Origin of the sequence: Psychromonas sp. KJ10-2, from assembly GCF_047323255.1 — a bacterium.
Lineage (GTDB): Bacteria > Pseudomonadota > Gammaproteobacteria > Enterobacterales > Psychromonadaceae > Psychromonas.
On sequence record NZ_CP178827.1, the window covers coordinates 675,235 to 694,243 of the forward strand.

General features: G+C 38.5%; 11 protein-coding genes and 3 pseudogenes. 5 read left to right on the plus strand and 9 right to left on the minus strand.

Going from position 1 to position 19,009, the window contains the following annotated elements:
• Positions 1-74: 74 nt before the first annotated feature.
• The 4 genes and pseudogenes from ACLKL2_RS03240 to cynS all read right to left on the minus strand — a co-directional run.
• Positions 75-5,804: pseudogene (locus ACLKL2_RS03240) on the minus strand (beta-ketoacyl synthase N-terminal-like domain-containing protein); the annotation flags it as partial.
• 38 nt (positions 5,805-5,842) lie between these two features.
• Entirely contained in the window at positions 5,843-6,655 is an 813-nt protein-coding gene (locus ACLKL2_RS03245) for a helix-turn-helix domain-containing protein (RefSeq protein ID WP_113819001.1), read from the minus strand.
• Positions 6,656-6,873: 218 nt separating this feature from the next.
• Positions 6,874-7,685: pseudogene (locus ACLKL2_RS03250) on the minus strand (formate/nitrite transporter family protein).
• 185 nt (positions 7,686-7,870) lie between these two features.
• Complete coding sequence (gene cynS / locus ACLKL2_RS03255; RefSeq protein ID WP_413693354.1) at positions 7,871-8,344, minus strand: cyanase; 474 nt, start codon at positions 8,342-8,344, stop codon at positions 7,871-7,873.
• A gap of 289 nt (positions 8,345-8,633) precedes the next feature.
• Between cynS and ACLKL2_RS03260 the strand changes: the two genes are divergently transcribed.
• Entirely contained in the window at positions 8,634-10,484 is a 1,851-nt protein-coding gene (locus ACLKL2_RS03260) for a sigma 54-interacting transcriptional regulator (RefSeq protein WP_413693355.1), read from the plus strand.
• A 16-nt stretch (positions 10,485-10,500) separates the two neighbouring features.
• On the opposite strand, the gene ACLKL2_RS03265 is transcribed toward ACLKL2_RS03260, so the two are convergent.
• The 3 genes from ACLKL2_RS03265 to ACLKL2_RS03275 form a co-directional block, all read right to left on the minus strand.
• On the minus strand, positions 10,501-11,391 hold the full coding sequence (locus ACLKL2_RS03265; protein ID WP_413693356.1) for a J domain-containing protein: 891 nt from the start codon (positions 11,389-11,391) through the stop codon (positions 10,501-10,503).
• A 421-nt stretch (positions 11,392-11,812) separates the two neighbouring features.
• On the minus strand, positions 11,813-12,091 hold the full coding sequence (ppiC, locus tag ACLKL2_RS03270; protein ID WP_113819006.1) for a peptidylprolyl isomerase PpiC: 279 nt from the start codon (positions 12,089-12,091) through the stop codon (positions 11,813-11,815).
• Between the two features lie 167 nt (positions 12,092-12,258).
• Positions 12,259-13,983, minus strand: coding sequence for an AMP-binding protein (locus tag ACLKL2_RS03275; protein ID WP_413693357.1), 1,725 nt, complete (start codon positions 13,981-13,983; stop codon positions 12,259-12,261).
• Between the two features lie 257 nt (positions 13,984-14,240).
• Here ACLKL2_RS03275 and ACLKL2_RS03280 point away from each other — a divergent pair, with 257 nt between their 5' ends.
• Positions 14,241-14,495 (plus strand): DUF2960 domain-containing protein, encoded by a 255-nt coding sequence (locus ACLKL2_RS03280; RefSeq protein WP_113819008.1) that lies wholly within the window; start codon positions 14,241-14,243, stop codon positions 14,493-14,495.
• Positions 14,496-14,555: 60 nt separating this feature from the next.
• Here the strand turns inward: ACLKL2_RS03280 and ACLKL2_RS03285 are convergent.
• Positions 14,556-15,217 (minus strand): annotated as a pseudogene (locus ACLKL2_RS03285) (7-cyano-7-deazaguanine/7-aminomethyl-7-deazaguanine transporter).
• Between the two features lie 200 nt (positions 15,218-15,417).
• On the opposite strand from ACLKL2_RS03285, the gene ACLKL2_RS03290 reads away from it, so the two are divergent.
• The 3 genes from ACLKL2_RS03290 (at position 15,418) to ACLKL2_RS03300 (ending at position 18,078) form a co-directional block, all read left to right on the plus strand.
• Positions 15,418-16,077 carry a regulatory protein RecX gene (locus ACLKL2_RS03290; protein ID WP_413693359.1) on the plus strand — a complete coding sequence of 220 codons (660 nt, stop codon included), beginning with the start codon at positions 15,418-15,420 and terminating at the stop codon, positions 16,075-16,077.
• Positions 16,078-16,144: 67 nt separating this feature from the next.
• On the plus strand, positions 16,145-17,557 hold the full coding sequence (gene radA, locus ACLKL2_RS03295) for a DNA repair protein RadA (protein ID WP_413693360.1): 1,413 nt from the start codon (positions 16,145-16,147) through the stop codon (positions 17,555-17,557).
• Positions 17,557-18,078 (plus strand): tellurite resistance protein, encoded by a 522-nt coding sequence (locus tag ACLKL2_RS03300; protein WP_413693361.1) that lies wholly within the window; start codon positions 17,557-17,559, stop codon positions 18,076-18,078. The genes radA and ACLKL2_RS03300 overlap by 1 nt, the downstream gene beginning before the upstream one ends.
• Positions 18,079-18,370: 292 nt before the next feature.
• Here ACLKL2_RS03300 and cysC read toward each other — a convergent pair whose 3' ends face one another.
• Positions 18,371-19,003, minus strand: coding sequence for an adenylyl-sulfate kinase (gene cysC / locus ACLKL2_RS03305; RefSeq protein WP_413693362.1), 633 nt, complete (start codon positions 19,001-19,003; stop codon positions 18,371-18,373).
• Positions 19,004-19,009: the final 6 nt, after the last annotated feature.

Consider the following 19,009-nt stretch of genomic DNA (forward strand, 5'->3'; position numbering starts at 1 on the left):
ACCGTTGCACTAGGAGCAGGCTCAAAGCTTGCTGTTAATGGCGCGTAGGACTCATTTGTCAAAGGTTTAACATTAGCCTCTTGTGAGGTTTCAGCTTGCACTGAATGCATATAATTAACAATTTCAGCTAAGGTAGACATTTGTGCTAACTGTTCAGCATCTAACTCTGGTAAGGCTGAGATTTGGTCTTGCACTCCACCTAAGATCTCAACACGTTTAATAGAATCTATACCAAGATCAGCTTCCATATTCATGCTTAGCTCTAACATTTCCGTAGGGTAACCGGTTTTATCAGCAACCACTGCTAACATAGTTCGTTCGATACTGTCTAAATCAATAGCTAGCGTTGTTTGTTGCTCAATATTTTCTGCAGCAGCACTCGTTCCCATCACGTAATGCATATAGCTCACAATCTCTTCTAAGGTGCGCATTTGTGACAATTGCTCTGCATCTAACTCGGGTAAGTCAGTGATTTGATCTTGTACGGCCCCCAGAATTTCAACACGTTTGATAGAATCAATACCTAAGTCTGCTTCCATATCCATAGTCAACTCCAACATCTCTGTTGGATAACCGGTTTTATCAGCCACCACGGCTAACATAGTTTGCTCAATATCTTTTGAGCTAACACGATTTGTTGTTGTGATTACTGGATTTGACGTGACTATTGTTTGTTGAGCAGGTGCAACGTCTCCCATTACTGAGTTCATATAAGTCACAATCTCTTCAAGAGTACGCATTTGCGCTAATTGCTCAGCATCTAACTCCGGTAAGTCAGTGATTTGATCTTGTACTGCCCCAAGAATTTCAACACGTTTAATAGAATCAATACCTAAGTCCGCTTCCATATCCATGCTCAACTCCAACATCTCAGTTGGGTAACCGGTTTTATCAGCCACCACAGCTAACATGGTTTGCTCAATCGCTTGTGAACTAACGTGATTAGTTGTTGTGATTACTGGATTTGACGTGACTATTGTTTGTTGAGCAGGTGCAGCGTCTCCCATTACCGAGTTCATATAAGTAACGATCTCTTCCAGGGTGCGCATTTGCGCTAATTGCTCAGCGTCTAATTCAGGTAAGTCAGTGATTTGATCTTGTACTGCGCCCAGAATCTCAACACGTTTGATAGAATCTATACCTAAGTCAGCTTCCATATCCATGCTTAATTCAAGCATCTCTGTTGGATAACCGGTTTTATCAGCCACCACGGCTAACATTGTTTGTTCAATATCTTTTGAGCTAACGCGATCAGTTGTTGTGATTGCAGGGTTTGGCGTGACTATTGTTTCTTGAGCAGGTGCAACGTCCCCCATTACAGAGTTCATATAAGTCACGATCTCTTCAAGGGTGCGCATTTGTGCTAATTGCTCTGCATCTAACTCAGGTAAGTCAGTGATTTGATCTTGTACTGCGCCTAGAATTTCAACACGCTTAATAGAATCGATACCTAAGTCCGCTTCCATATCCATGCTTAATTCCAACATCTCGGTTGGATAACCGGTTTTATCTGCAACTACTGCTAACATGGTTTGCTCAATCGCTTGTGAGCTAACGTGATTAGTTACTGGACCCGCTGATTTTGCAGTGGCCATTGTTTGTTGAGCAGGTTCAACGTCTCCCATTACTGAGTTCATGTAAGTCACGATCTCTTCAAGAGTACGCATTTGCGCTAATTGCTCAGCGTCTAATTCAGGTAAGTCAGTGATTTGATCTTGGACTGCGCCTAGAATTTCAACACGCTTAATAGAATCGATACCTAAGTCCGCTTCCATATCCATGCTTAATTCCAACATCTCTGTTGGATAACCGGTTTTATCTGCCACCACAGCTAACATAGTTTGCTCAATCGCTTGTGAGCTAACGTGATTAGTTACTGTACTCGATGATTTTGCAGTGGCTATTGTTTGTTGAGCAGATGCAACGTCTCCCATTACAGAGTTCATATAAGTCACGATCTCTTCAAGGGTGCGCATTTGCGCTAATTGCTCAGCATCTAACTCAGGTAAGTCAGTGATTTGATCTTGTACTGCGCCTAGAATTTCAACACGCTTAATAGAATCGATACCTAAGTCCGCTTCCATATCCATGCTTAATTCCAACATCTCTGTCGGATAACCGGTTTTATCTGCCACCACAGCTAACATGGTTTGCTCAATGAATTGTGTATCAGCACTGATCTGAACTGCACTTTTATCACTAAGTGGTATCACTTCATCTTCCGAAACCGATTGCACTTGTACATGACTAATAGGCTTGACATTGATCGGATTAATCTCGGCAGCTTGAAGGGTATTATGTGTTGCCTGTAACTGCTCCTGTAAGTTTAGGTTAGTTGTTAAAGGCTTATGGTTAGTTTGTGATTGTACCGCGTTTTGAGGTTCAACAACGGATGTACGCGTTTGAGAGGATGTGCCTTTACCCTCTGAAGTACCACTTAACATCTGCTGCATATTTTCAGTCTGATTATTTAGGTACGTTTCATGTACCCTTAGGGTTTCGGTTTGAAAATCATGATACATACTTAAGGTTTTATCTAAACCTTCAGGTAATTTTTGTTGCCCAGCTTGTGCTTTCAAGACGCTTTTAAAGGTGTCAGCATACTGCTTCGGACCTTCTAAATAGGCTTGATGTACGGATAATAGCTGTGATTGATGTTCTACTAATTGCGCAACACTCTGTTCAATATTAGCTGACATACCTTGTGTTTCGACCATAGGAGATGACGATACTTTGACTGCAGATTGATCTGCTAAAGGAACGCCTTCACTATCAACATAGACCACTTTCTCTACAACTTTTTCTACCACCTTCTCTACGATGACTTCTTTAATCACCTCTTTCACTTCAGTTGTTGCACTTTTGCTATTAGTTACCTTCCAATCATCACTCAATGCATCTTTAAAAGCTTGCTGCGTTTTAGGGCTAACATAAGCCGCTCCCGAGAGTTTCATTGCTAATGGTGACTTTTTAGGTGCGATAGTTGGGCGCTGGATTGCGGAATAAGGGTCAATATTATCCAGTTCTAAGCCTAAAACAGCCAATTGAACGGCTGCTAAACGCAATTGCAGATCAGCATTTTGTTTGCTATTTGCATTGGTTGCAATAGTCACAACATCTGGTTTATCTTGCAGGATATTATCCACTAAACCTGTTAATACATTTTTAGGACCGAACTCAACAAAAATACGTCCGCCTGCTTGGTAGAGGTTTTCTATCTCTTTATTAAATTGTACCGATTCAAGAATATGCCCTTTCAGTGCAGATTTTATCTTGTTAGGCTCCTGACTATGTGCTTCACCCGTGCCATTGGCAAACACACTCACAGTTGGTTTTACAAAATCAATTTCATCTATGGCTTTAGCAAACGGTTGCTGAGCATGTTCCACTAACGGTGTGTGGAAAGCAGCAGATACAGGTAATTCAATGACTTTTAAACCAAGCTCGCTGAGTTTTGCACTGGCATCTGCAATCGCTGCTTTATTGCCGGCGATTACAGCTTGGTTATGTGCATTGTAATTAGCAACAGTAACTCCCTCGATATTAGCAATTTCGCTTTCAACTAAAGCGACTTCACCAATCACAGCGGCCATTGTACCTGCATCAAAATCAGCTTGTTCCGGTGCAGACATCGCTTGTCCACGTGCGATAGCTAATTGCATGTAATCTTGTTCTGAGTAAACACCTGCAGCCCATAATGCGGTTAACTCACCAAAGCTGTGACCTGCGGTAAAGTCTGCTTTAAATCCGGCTTGCTTAAAGGTATTAAATAATCCAACGGACAAGCCGCCTATTGCAGGCTGTGCATATTCAGTTAAACGTAAGGTCTGCTCTTGTTGCGCTTTTTTAGCGGCATTAAATACAGGAATAGGATAAAGCACATCACTAACTTTACCTTTTGCGTTTAACGCAAACTGTTTGTCCATGGCAACTTGGCTGGCCATCATAGTTGGAAAATGACAAACCAGTTCACGTCCCATGTTGACATACTGCGAACCTTGGCCAGAGAAAAGAGCAACGACTTTCCCTTTGGTATCGATAGCCTGCTCTTGGTAATAGATTCCCGTTGGCAGAGACCATTGATTAGACTGTTCGGCTTTTAGTTTATCGATTGCTTGTGTTAGTAATTGTTGCGCATGATTAATATCCTTCGCCACAAACCCGCAACGAGCTTGATTAGCTTCAATGTTACGTACAGGGAAATTCACTATGAATTGATTATAAGCATAAGGCTGACTATCTTGATCAACCTGCAAAGCATCATACTCAGCAGTTAATTGCTCAATCAGTTGATCTTTATCATCTGCGGTAATTAAAAATGACTGAGCCACCTCATTTAATCGGTAAGCTTGTTGGTGTTGTTGTGTGTACTCTTCCAATACTAAATGGAAGTTAGTGCCACCAAATCCAAATGAGCTGATCCTGGCTTGACGCTTAACACCATCTTCACGCTGCATCCAAGGACGCGTTTCTGTATTGATATATAGCGGTGTATTGTCGATATCTAAGTTTTTATTAGGCAGATCAACATTAATCGTCGGGGGTAATACTTTATGGTGTAACGCTAAGGCCGCTTTGATCAAACCAGCGGTGCCCGCTGCCGCTTTAGTATGACCTACTTGTGATTTAACTGAACCTAACGCTACGTGTTGCTTTTGTTCATTATTTTCACTAAATAATAACTCTAATCCCCTAAACTCGGCTGCGTCACCCGCTTTAGTACCCGTACCATGTGCTTCTATTAAACCACATGTTTTTGGATCAAAACCCGCGTCCTGATAAGCACGTTTTAAGGCTTTTAATTGCCCCTCGGGACGTGGTGCATAAATCGATTTAAATTTACCGTCAGATGAGCTACCGATACCTTTGATCACTGAGTAAATTCGGTCTCCATCACGCTCGGCATCTTCAAGACGTTTCAGTGCAATCATACCTACACCTTCACCAATCATCATACCGTTAGATTTATCATCAAATGGACGAATACGGTCACCATCAGTGAAGGCAGGTGTTTTTGAGAATGACATATACATAAAAGGAGAGTTATCGCAGCAAATACCACCCGATAACATCATATCTGAACGGTGTTCTAATAGATCCGATATGGCCATTTTGATAGCCGCTAATGACCCTGCACAAGCAGCATCCACTACGCAGTTGGTACCACCGAGGTTAAAGCGATTGGCAATACGTCCCGCAATCACGTTACCTAACATACCTGGGAATGAATTCTCTTCCCACGGAATATAGGCTTTTTTAAATTTATCGACGATCACATTGGTGTCGTCTGCACTGACGCCCGATGCTTTTAGTACTTTCTCTAACACAGGTCCTTGCAAGCGAGACATTAATTGGCCGCCCTGCTTTTGGCCACCACCAACGCCTAAAATGATCCCCATTTTATCGCGGTCAACACTACCTTCGGTACTTAAGCCAGCATCAGCAATAACATCACGTGCAGTGACTAATGCCATTAACTGAGTAATATCGGTGAGCTCTAATAAGTTAGGCGGAAGACCAAACTCCATTGGATCAAAGTCAATTTCAGGCAAAAAACCACCGCGCTTACAATAACTCTTATCTGCTTCTTTTTTATCGGCAGAATAATAATCATCTATTGCCCAGCGATCTTCAGGTACATCTTGAATGCCATTCACCGAGTTAACTATGGTATCCCAAAACTGTCCTAGGTTTTTGCTTTCAGCAAAAACCGAAGCCATACCAACAATCGCTATTGGCGTTTCTTGTAAGCGTGAATTAATACGCTTATCTGCCGCTGTGTTGGTGTTTTGTTTTTTTGACATTATGTTCTCCAATGGCATTACTGTCCGTTTGCTAGTGTTTATACTTCACTTAACAAACGGAATCGGCTCAAAAATTCGTTATAATTTGCCGCTAATAAGCGACGAATATGAAATGGTGCATGCTTTAACACGTAACGCATGTAACGTCGTGCAGCATCGGCTTCATCGTCTTGATATAGATCTACGTATACCCATTGACTATCAGGGTCATGGGCAATCAATAAACGATGTTGATTAATTTGTTTTTTATCTAAATGAGGCAGAGTTGTCACACTTACTTGTACGACATCTGAACAAGTGAGTGAGCGGGTTTTTGCACTACGGGCATGGTCTGCTAATTGACTACTATTGGTCTTTTCAGCTGCTTCACTGCGTAATTGGTTTAATACTTCACTCATGGCTTCTGGACTCACCACGGAATTAAGAATTTGATCTGAGCTATTATCTTTAATAGCAACGCTGACTTGCTGTTCTAATTTGACCAGTTCACCCGCTGGATCGATATCCGCTAATTTAGAAACGCCATGACGTTTCAAACAACGCTGCAGTCCAGCTCTAGAGGTATTTTCATTAATAAATTGACGACACACTTGCAGTAGATCATCTAAGGAAAGCATTAACCGGGTACGTAATTGCACAACAACATATTGTTGCTGTAACGTGAGAGTAGTTTTGAAATGTTTAGGCACATGTGACGCATCTTCAATCGTTTCCCGCTTACGCCATTTACGTACGGTGGATTCAGAAATTTTTAACAGACGAGCAAGTACCGCGGTCGGCAGCTCTGAGTCATGAATAAAAGCTCTTATCTCGGGGGTTGTCGTTGCGTTTTTATGCTGCTTAGCGCTCAATATAATGAATTCACTTAAATGTAAAAGTAAGCTTAATATACACAGGTATCACACCCTATACAATCAACCGATACTTAATATTTATTGAATTGCGAGTTGAATGGTAGAATTTACATCAATTTAACTATTTCATTTTAAAGTTAAAATAAATAAAAAGTGGTTACGCTTAAACACAACTCTTATTTCATGGTGTTTAAACGTAACATCAAATGATTAAATTAACTTAAAACGCGTGCTTTAGAGGTTTTAACATGAGTAAAGTACAAAGGTAATCCAACTAACAACAAGCCACCTGCTAAGTTACCTAATACGGTTGGGATTTCATTCCACAATAGGTAATCATAGACGGTAAAATCGCCCCCATAATCATTGAAAATGGAAATAGGAACATATTCACAATTGAATGTTCAAAGCCCATAAAGAAGAACAGCATAACTGGCATCCACATTGCTGCCATTTTACTGCCAGCTGATGTCGAAATAAGTGCGCCCACAACTCCCATTGAGACCATCCAATTACATAACATCCCACGAATGAAAATGGTAAACCATCCACCTACACCATGCTCTTGGTAACCTAAAGTACGAGATTCACCAATTGCACTTACTTTAGCTGCTAGTGCACCGCCATCAGTTGCATAACCATAAGTTAATATGAAGGAAACCATAAAGGCTGTAGTGATTGCACCAGCAAAGTTACCAATAAAAACTAATCCCCAGTTACGCATAACACTTGAAAAGGTAACACCTGGACGCTTATCCAATAAAGCTAATGGTACTAGGGTAAATACTCCTGTTAACAGGTCGAATTTCATTAAATAAAGCATAATGAAACCCACGGGAAATAGACAAGCCCCCAAAATTGGGCTGCCTGTTTTAGTCGAAACAGTGATCGCAAACACAGCGGCTAACCCTAAAATGGCCCCTGCCATAAAGGCGCGTATCAGCGTATCTTTAGTGGACATATAAACTTTTGATTCCCCAGTATCTACCATCTTGGTAACAAACTCTGCGGGTTCTAGATAAGACATAATTTTCTCACTTTTATTCTGGTAAGCATTTACTATTTTATGTGTTAAATAACTTACGGGTTAATGTAACTTCCTGTTGGCAAACATCCTTTATGTTGAGTCATTACGTTGTTCTAGTAATTCTCAATATCAGCCGTTTTTTTAGTATCGATATGGAATACACAATTTTGTCTTTTATAAGGGTACTACCAGGCGTTATAGGGTAAAAACTTACCATTCATGGTTACTACAACACGATCGCCTTTAGGGTTTTCTTCCTTATCCACTGACATAGTAAAATCAATGGCACTCATAATGCCGTCTCCAAACTTCTCTTGAATAACCTCTTTTAAGGTATCGCCATAGACACCCACGACTTCATAAAAGCGGTAGATGAGTGGATCTTGTGGTACTGACTTATCCCACTCTTTTGTTGGGTTTTCTAATAAACTGAATTTTGTTTCTGTGGGTAGACCTAAATAGGCTATCAATTTATCTGCTGTTGCATCAGTAAAACTGTTCATCCCTAAGCAAGCAGATGTAGTCCAAACCGTTGACATACCAATGGCTTCAGCAATGGTTTCCCAAGTTAATTGCTTATCTTTTTTGATCGCGAAAATTGCTTCTGTTACTTGTATTTTTTTAACATCTGATTTCCTTAACTGAATAATAATGGCCATAAACAGAACGCATCTTGCACTTAAACGGTGCAACTATAAAAAAATTGATAATGCTGCTTTGTGCATTTTGTTCAACCTTTACTCTCATTGCATTTACTATGCCAGCCAACACAAAAAATAGTAAGCTATTGTTTTAAAATAACTTTTAGACATATCCCTTGTAAAAAATAACCACGATATTTCGTTTTAAACGAATTGTCGTGGTAGTTACAACTTAATTTCGTGGGAATGGCTTCAAATTTGCAGGCAAACTTGATTACACACATCAATTGTATTGACGGAGTAAACTATGCTGGAGCAACTATTCTTAAATGCCCCTACTGCAATGTTATTGATTAACCCTATTACCAATCGTATTTTGATAGCGAATAAACAAGCAGAAATATTATTTAGCTTAGATAGAACAGCCTTAACTCAATATACCGTGACTCAGTTTTTTCCAGACTGCCTTGATAAACTGCATGATTTCACACAACAAGTCATCAGTGAAGGCTCAGCTTGGTCTAGTGAATTAACCATACAAGCTGCTAATAAAGTTGTGAGTATCGGTATTAATGCCTCTCAATTTGCTAATAATATTTTATTAAGTTGTGAAGATGGCAGTATTACCTTTGAACGACATTTTAAATCCCGAATAGAGTCTAATTACCGACTGGGTTTGTCACAATGGAACACTGATGAAACCGTATTCGAACAAATAGAGCGACAAAATCAATTACTGTTAACAGCAGTAGGAGATGGTATTTACGGCGTGGACTGCGAAGGTAAAACAACCTTTGTTAATGCAGCAGCTGAAGCAATTATTGGCTGGAAAAAAGAGCAGTTAATGGGAAAAAAGATACACGATATTATTCATCATACGCATGTTAATGGCAGTCACTACCACGTACACAAATGCCCAATTTATGCCGCCTTTAACGATGGTGCCATTCATAGTGTTGATAATGAAGTATTTTGGTCTCAACAGGGTAAAGCTATCCCCGTTGAATATACCAGTACACCACTCACTGAAAACGGAACATTAATTGGTGCAGTTGTTATTTTCCGTGATATTACAAAGCGTAAACGCACGCAAGATAAGTTACTAAAAGCGTTAAAAGAAGTTGATGCGCTTAAACACCGTTTAGAGATGGAAAACGCCTACTTACAAGAAGAGATTAATGCTGATTTTAATCATCAATATTTGATTGGTAACAGTCATAAAATTAAACATATGATGAGTCAAATTGCATTAGTCGCCCCTACTGACGCTAATGTATTAATCACCGGAGAATCAGGCACAGGTAAAGAGTTAATCGCGCGGGCAATTCATGAGGCAAGCCAACGTAACGTCAGGCCATTAATACGTGTCAATTGTGCAGCTATTCCAGCAGAGCTTTTTGAGAGTGAATTCTTTGGTCATGTAAAAGGTGCTTTCTCAGGTGCATCATCGGACCGTGTAGGGCGATTTGAGTTAGCTGATGGTGCAACCATTTTTTTAGATGAAGTTGGAGAGATACCATTACAGTTACAAGGCAAGTTATTAAGGGTATTGCAAGAGCAACAATTTGAACGCGTTGGTGAATCGCTCACACGTAATGTTAATGTCAGAGTCATTGCCGCTACCAATCAAGACTTAAATAAACTCGTCGCAACCAATAAATTCAGAGAAGATCTGTATTTTAGATTGAACGTTTTTCCTATCAACTCTCCACCACTGCGTGAGCGAATCGATGATCTCCCTTTATTAGTGAAACACTTTATTGATAAAGTGTGTGTTAGGTTAAATCAACCTGCTCCACAAGTCTCAATGGCTCAAATGCAGCACCTTATCAATTACAAATGGCCAGGCAATATCCGCGAATTAGAGAATATTATTGAACGACAAGTGATACTGTCAAAAAGTAATAAACTCAATTTTGAATTTATGAATAAAGCGAGTGTCATCCACCTAAAGGAACAGCTTCATACAAAACACAGCAATGTTCTCAATGCACAACAACATAAGCAATTAGAAAGAAATAATTTGATTCAAGCATTGAAAGATTGCCGAGGTAAAATATATGGTGAAGGTGGTGCAGCTGAGCTACTTGGCTTAAAACCAACCACCTTAAGTTCTAAATTAAAGAAATACACCATTCATAGGCAAGATTTTATCTAACAGGAATAAATGCGAATTAATTGACGGCTCTTTCTAGATGGCCAGTGAAAATAAGATCATCACAAATTAAAGTAATACGCTCAAAGTCATTGAACATGGATAATTTAACACTATCAAATAACCAAATAGAGAAGATGAAATTCTGATCTATAGTCGCACGTGCAAATGGATTGATTAACCCAACACGTTGATAATCATCAACAATTAAAGCTGCTTCACAAGAGCCGTGTTTCTCATTGCGTAGTTTAGCTTTTTGTTCGCTCGTATAAACAGACTGATCCACTTGCAACATTAGAGTGGGGATACCCAGCTCCGTAATAAGAATAAAGTCTCCAAAGTCACCTTTTTGTGAATAACCAGGCAGTTCACTCCAATCCCTTTTAATCGCTTTTAATTCAATTTTGGGTTTATCTTGAACAACCTTAGGAACAGAGCTTAAAAAGAAACGAGGATCTACAGTATGCGTCTGCTCTTCTTCGCCAAAATTAGATAACAAGACCAATGCACCACCAACCATCATAATAAATAAAGCACTGAGCGCTAATTTAAGTTGACTGGTGACTTTTGCAACATCGGAGTTAACAGAAAGTTTACGAATTTGAGCATTTGCTTCATCTAAACATTCTGTTTTGATTTTTACTTCTTTTAAAAGTTGATGCACCTGTAAAATAAGGGCTTCTTTTTCTTGAGGAGGTGAATCTAGATCTATCTCTTCGGTTGGTAGGTAAACAAATCCGTCGTTGCCCTTACCCGCCATCACTTTTTTGTAAGCGATATGTACTATTTTGAATAATTCACTCGAGCCAGATTTATCAGGATGAATTTTAATTGATAGCAATTTAAATTGTTTACGAATTGCTTTTTTAGACCAAGAGTCATTTGTCCCTAAAATATCATGGTTATTCATCGTATAAGGCACTTATCCACTGTGTAGGTATATAGAATAAAACTTTAATCAGCGAATGCTAAAGTTTACATTTAAGGATCCATCTTCAATGATTGAATTGTGACATTGTGTCTCGTCAAAATCAAAAAAATAGATAAAAAACAAGTAAATATGCTACTAAAATTACATTTCTACTGGCATTGTTAACACTTATATATATTTAGAGATAGATAAATTAATAACAAATAAACCTATTTAAAGACAATCAACATCTACACAGATACTAGCCGATTATCTTTAATAGATTATCTTTTATTAATGAAAAAGAGTCTGTTCTAAAACCTAATGTGAAGTAAATAATATCCATTTAACACTTTGTACTGACAGCTAATAAGCAGGTTTCTTCATATAAGATAAGCCAGTTAACTTTAAATGAGAGTAATTAAGTCCGATACAGGATTTTTACAATATGAAACCCATGCTTTGTTTTAACAATGGTGGGTGTCAGTATTGGCCCGGTAAAACAAAACTTATCAAAAGCAGGCACCATTTGTCCCTTTTTAAATTCACCTAAGTCGCCACCTTTTTTACCAGAAGGACAAGTTGAATATTTTTTCGCTAATGTTTGAAACTTAGCGCCCTTTTTTAATTGCGCTAATATATCCTCAGCTTTATCTTGATGTTTAACTAGGATATGCAGTGCAGATGCAGTTTTAGGCATGGTACTTTTCTCTATTTATACTGATTATTTTATAGTTTGGTTAGAACTGTCATTGCTAAAATTTTATCTTAAGCTGTGACCATATAAAAGCCGATAAGAATGTATAGTAAACCACTCTGATCGGCTTTGTGTTCATTTCAATACTGGCGAACTAAAACTAAGTGCTATTACATGTGTAAATAACGTTTAATTTTTTTAGTCGGTGTTTTGATAAATGGTTCTGTTTGTTCAATCACTGAATTTAATTTTGAAAAAGAAGAAAGCTGTTGGTTTGAGCTGACTTTGATCTCTTCTAGTAAATTAATGATATCTTTGTGTAAATCAAAATCGCTTTGTTTTTTCAGGTTATGTTGCTCATCAAACAGGTCGTAATCAATATAGATTTTAGCCACTAGTTTTTTATCTAGTTCATAAACCATAGAGTCAACCACTAATGGGTGCTGCTCGATAACACTTTCTATCGCTTCAGGGTAAATGTTTTCACCGCTAGCACTAATAATAACGTTTTTGCTACGACCACTGATAGTTAACACCCCCGCATCATCAATGTATCCTAGGTCTCCAGTGTTAAACCAACCTTCATCATCTAAAACCTCTTTAGTACGCTCTTCTTCTTTGTAATAACCTAACATAATATTAGGCCCGCGTACGTGTAGCTCACCTTCACTATCATCTTCATTTTGCTTGATTAGACGATACTCTACCCCTTCAACAAAAGTTCCAGTGGTGCCCAAGGCTGTTCCGCCAGGGACTGCTGCTGCTACGATAGGAGCGGTTTCAGTTAAACCATAACCAATCGCATAAGGGAACTCTGCTTCAATCAAAAACTGCTCTACAAAGCGTGATAATTTTGCGCCGCCAATGCCAAAGAATTTTAACTCACCACCAAAGCTTTCAATTAACTTTTTACCCGCAATTTTGTTCAATTTACGGCGAATAAAACCAACATTATTGTACAGATAATGAATAATTTTGTTTTTATTAAATTCTGCCAGAACTTTGTTTTTGTATATTTTTTCAATCACCAAAGGCACGCTTAAAAAGCAAGTTGGTTTCACCTTTTGCATCGCTGCTAAAATGATTTTAGGCGATGGGATACGATTTATATAAGAGACAGTAGAACCATTTGAAAAAGGAACCAAAAAACCAATCGAACATTCAAAGGTATGCGCCAGTGGTAAAATAGACAGGAAACGATCCGATGCGGTAATGTCAATCAAACTATTGGCCTGATGTATTTGCGACAACAAGTTGTGATGACTTAACATCACCCCTTTTGATTGCCCAGTAGTACCTGATGTATAGATAATCACCGCAATATCGTCGGTATTGATATTCAAGGTGTTATCAATTTCACTCATTTTTAACAGTTTTTTCTGTTTAGCAAACTTAAGCGCTTTGCTCTTCATAATCGCAATTGCTTGCGCACTTTTAGTCAATAACTCTGAATGTTTTGGGGTTTTATCTTCAATAATATCAAAGGTTTCTAATGAGAAAACATAAGATAAGCTTGAACTAAAATCGTCTTCATTTAACTTCTGTGCAATCTTTTGAGATATAAACAGCGCTTTTGCTTCAGAATGTTTAATGATGTGATGAATTTCGTTAGTGTGAAAGTCTGGCAGAATAGGCACAGCAATCACCCCCATAGCAGTGATCGCTAAATAGACTATACCCCAATGCGGCATATTTTCACTGCAGATTGCGATTTTATCTCCCTGCGTTATACCTAGATCTTTAAACAAAGCCTGCAGTTCAATTACTTTTTGTTGTGCTTCTCGGTAAGAGATCATCTCACCATCAACATACCCAACGAAGTCATTATCGGCATATTCTTTAAAGGAGTGATCCGCAAAAGACATGAAATTATTGTAAGGAAGTGTCAACGTCATAAATAACCTATCAATTAAGTAACGAGTGAATCCATTAAGTCTCAATAGTTGGTTTTAATGGGTCGATCAATGGGTTAATTATAACTTATTCAACTCATGTAATGCGACTAAAAACAAAAGGGTTTACTAAGAATCAGAGTCTTATAACACTTTCATACCCTATTATCCGTGGATTTTTACTGTGTTAGTGAAAATCCCTGTTATAGGCATTGATTAAGCTGTGTTAATATTATGTTTTTAATTATTGAGACAATGTTATGGCACGTCAAGTCAGCTATTATTACCAAGGCACCAAAAAAACAATCGCATTTTCATTTAGCCAACACTTTGATATTTATGAAGCAGTAGCGGCAGCTGAAGGTGTTGATTTAACGTCGTTTTGGGCAATGGAAAAACAATTAGAGATGACCTCTCGTGGTCAAGGCATCATGAAAAATTATCGTGCTAATGAGTTTGATCGTATGGGGTTTTCTGAGATTAGATTCATCAAAGATGAAGAGCAAGAAAAGTAAACGTTGACGTTAATAAACAGCCCTCCCTTTGAGCTGTTTATTAACTAATCACTCATCTAATTAAGCAACAGATGATTGATTATTTGGCACACTAATAATGCGTTTTTCTAATGTTTTTAATAACACACCATACGCAGGTAAAAATAAACAGATACTCACTAATAGTTTAAATCCGTAATCCACCATCGCAATTTCCAGCCAGTTTTCTGCCATGAAGGTATCCGTAGAAGCATAGAAAGCAAAAGAGAAGAATACTAAGGTATCTAATAGATTACCTAATAGCGTTGATGCAGTTGGTGCAACCCACCATTGTTTAGTAGCACGAAGTTTAGCAAACACTTTAATATCCAATAACTGACCAAACAGGTAAGCAGCAAAACTTGCAAGTGCAATACGAAATACAAAACTATTATATTCAGCCAAAGTATCTAGTCCCTGTAATGCGCCTTGATGGAATAACACACCAACCACATAAGAGATAACCAACGCTGGAAGCATCGCTTTAAAGATGATGCGGCGTGCACTCTCTTGACCAAAAATACGTACTGTTAAATCAGTTGCTAGGTAAACAAAAGGAAAGCTAAAAGCCCCCAGGTGGTATGCCAGCCAAAAAGTGTAAATGGAAGTTGTACTAAGTAATTACTAGCACAAATAATAAGAATGTGAAATCCAACCAATAGCGTCAATGCACGGCGAATTTGCGAGTGTGTAAGTGATAACATATTGTAACCTTTTTATATGTAGTAACGGGGTGAGGGAACCCGCTTAATTATTTATCCCGTAATGGGGGCGCATATTATAGAGTGATAAATAGACAATTCAACCTTTTGGACAACTTATTTCTAATCTGATTTGACGTCTACTGTAAATTAACTCGCTTTAAATATATACTGTATATAAACACACATAGTAGAGAGTCTCGATGTTCGCTAATAAGCCCATTAAAATAGCAAAAGATATTGAAGCGGTTCGCCATAGTGCTTTTTGGCATCTATCACGCCGAGATCATAGTCAAGCTGAGCTATTAAAAAAACTACAGCGTAAAACTGATAATCAACAATGGATTGATGCGGTGATTAATGAGTGTTTAGATTTTAAGTATTTAGATGATCAACGTTTTACTCACTCATTTTTACGTAGTGCGCAAAATAAAGGCCATGGGATCACTCGCATAAAACAAGATCTCACCCTCAAAGGGATCAATGAAGCATTGATTAAACAAGCTATACTGGAAAGTGAATTCGACTATATCGAATCAGCACAGAGGCTTTTAAACAATAAGTATCATGAAGCTATTGTGACACAACATTTAAAACAAAAAGCGATGGGCTTTCTACAAACTAAAGGGTTTAGCTTCGATATTATTAACTCAGCCATTGAAGAGCATAATCAGCAATACCCCACTCCTACTTTTAACGACCTAGACCATGCCTGTGAATTATTGTCTAAAAAATTTAGGGTCTCCATAGACGATCAAAAACAAAAGATGAAAGCAATCCGATTATTAACATCACATGGTTATGCCTATGCAAAAGCCAATGAAGCCATCAAGTTATTTAATGAATACAAAGATCAACAATAATCACCACGGATAAACACACTTTACAAAATAAAAGTAATAAACTCATTTAAAGACAACGGAACCAAGCATGGCAAAAGCAAAAACTAAAATCTCTTACGTATGCAGTGACTGCGGTGCTGATTATACTAAATGGCAAGGACAATGTGGCGAGTGTAAAGCCTGGAATACCATTACTGAATTCCGTGAAGCTTCTGCGGCCACTAAATCAGTTAATGCCGCAATCAGTCGTAGCCAAGCAGGTGGATATGCAGGTGTAACAACCAATGGTGTAAAACGTATCTCCTCGGTACAGGTTGAACATGCACAGCGTGTTTCTACAGGTTTAAGTGAATTAGACCGAGTATTGGGTGAAGGCATTACCTTAGGTTCAGTGGTGCTAATCAGCGGAGACCCAGGCTCTGGTAAAACGACCCTATTGACTAAAGTGGCATCTGTGATGTCACAGTCAATGTCGACCTTGTACGTCACCGCCGAAGAGAGTCTTAGCCAATGGGCAAAACGTGGTATTGAACGTTTACAACTACACTTTAATGAAGATAACTTTCTGCTTTCTGATACCGATAGCATTGAAGATATTGTCGATCAATGTATTGAGAATAACGTTAAATTTCTTATTGCAGATTCTATCCAAGCTTTTGAATCGAATACCGTTGATGGCTCTGCGGGTGGTGTCACACAAGTGAAAACCTGCGCTAAAATACTCAATAGATTATGTAAACAACACGGGATCACCTTGATTCTGGTTGGCCAAGTGAATAAAAATTCGCAAATGGCTGGCCCACAAACCTTAAAACACATTATCGATACCGCCATTCACATTGAAGTAAATGATGCCTCGGTGCGTATTTTACGTGCCGATAAAAACCGTTTTGGTGATACTGAACAAGTAGGCATCTTCCAGATGACTGAAAAAGGCATGCGATCCGTTGATAACCCTAGTCGATTATTTTTATCGGGTAGTGAAGAGCATTTTGAAGGTTCAGCTATTTCTGTCATTAAAGATGGGGCACGTAATTTATTAATTGAAATTCAAGCCTTAGCGACAGAAGTTGAAGGTGAAAAATCGATTCGTAACTGTATTGGTATTTCCTACAGCCGTTTATCATTAATTACCGCGGTACTAAAAAAACACGGTGGCATCCCTACTTACTATGATATTAACATTAGTTTAGTGGGTGGTCTTAAAATGGCTGATTCAGAAACCTCTACAGATATGGCGGTGACTGCGGCTTTACTTAGTTCAATTAACTCTAAACCTTTACCCAGTGATGCAGTGTTTATTGGTGAATTAGCATTAACCGGTGAATTACGTCAAATTCCACAAATAGTCCCACGAGTAAGAGAAGCTCTCACCCACGGTAAAAAACAGATCTTTATTCCAGCCGTTGCTTATCACACATCAATGCAACAGTTTGTAAAAGGTGAACAAAAGATTATTCCATTGAAGAATGTGCGAGATTTAATAGAGGCATTACAATAATGCAAGTAGCCAACTTACTGCAGAACCATTCACACCTCTTTAAAACGGCTAACGGTCAAGTGTTAGACCTAGCTTGTGGTCAGGGTCAAAATGGATTGGCACTAGCCCAATCTGGAATCGAGGTTGTATTTGCAGATATACAAACAGCGCCTTTATTAGCCTTACATGAGCAACATAACATAGAAAAAGAGCAATTATGGCAAGCTGACTTTGAGTCTAAACAAGGTGCGGATAGATTGAAACTCGAGCAATTGGCGTTGCAAGGGGTGATTGTATTTCGATATTTACACCGCCCACTATTTGAGCATATTAAACAGGCAGTTAAATCTGGAGGGATTGTAATATATGAAACCTTTACCACAGAAAATCGACAGTTTGGTCGCCCTAATCGCGATGACTTTTTATTACAAAAAGGTGAGTTAAAAAGTATTTTTAAAGACTGGGAGATCTTATTTTATTTCGAAGGGATACAACACAACCCAGACCGTGCGATTGCGCAGATAGTGTGTAAAAAACCGTAAACCTTCAGAATAATAACAATAATGCACTATAAAAACTAAAATGGATGACAAATAACTTGTCGCCCATTTTTATTATTTGGCTACTGTGTACCAGTTATACCAATTAATACCAATTGTATTAAATAACTGATCTAAATTTTGCGCCGAAAAAATGGCTTAGTTTGAGGCGTAAGTTGATGTAAATGGTTGTTCCCTTTACGAAACTTACAACGAAAAAATAAGTTGTTTTAACAAGTAAAATAGATCAGTTACTGACTATGATTGGTATAACCCGATACTTAATAAAAGTCGATTATAGGTATTTATTTTCTTTCAAGTAATCAATAACCTGTTGCGCACATGCTTCAATAGACTTTTTATCAGTTTGTACATGAATTTCAGGATTAACTGGTTTCTCATATGCACTGTCGATACCTGTAAAGTTTTTAATCTCACCTGCACGTGCTTTCTTGTATAAACCTTTTGGATCGCGAGATTCACAAACCGCTAAAGGGGTATCGATAAATACTTCGATAAACTGCCCGTCTGGTAATTGTGAACGAACCATTTCACGGTCAGCAACAAAAGGAGAGATAAAAGCAGTTGATACTAATAAGCCTGCATCAGCAAATAACTTAGAAACTTCCCCTACACGACGAATATTTTCAATACGATCTTTGTCCGAGAAACCTAAATCGCCGTTTAAACCATGGCGCACATTATCCCCATCAAGTACGTAGGTTTTAGCTTGATGTTGAAATAACATGAGATCAACGGCATTTGCTACCGTTGATTTACCTGAACCACTTAAACCAGTGAACCATAATACAGCGGCTTTGTGTCCGTTTAATTGACAGTGGTCTTGGTGAGACACACTGGCTTGATGCCAAACAACATCAGATGATTTCTCGCCATCAACTTCTTTTTCAATATAAGGGTTTGTCATAATAAT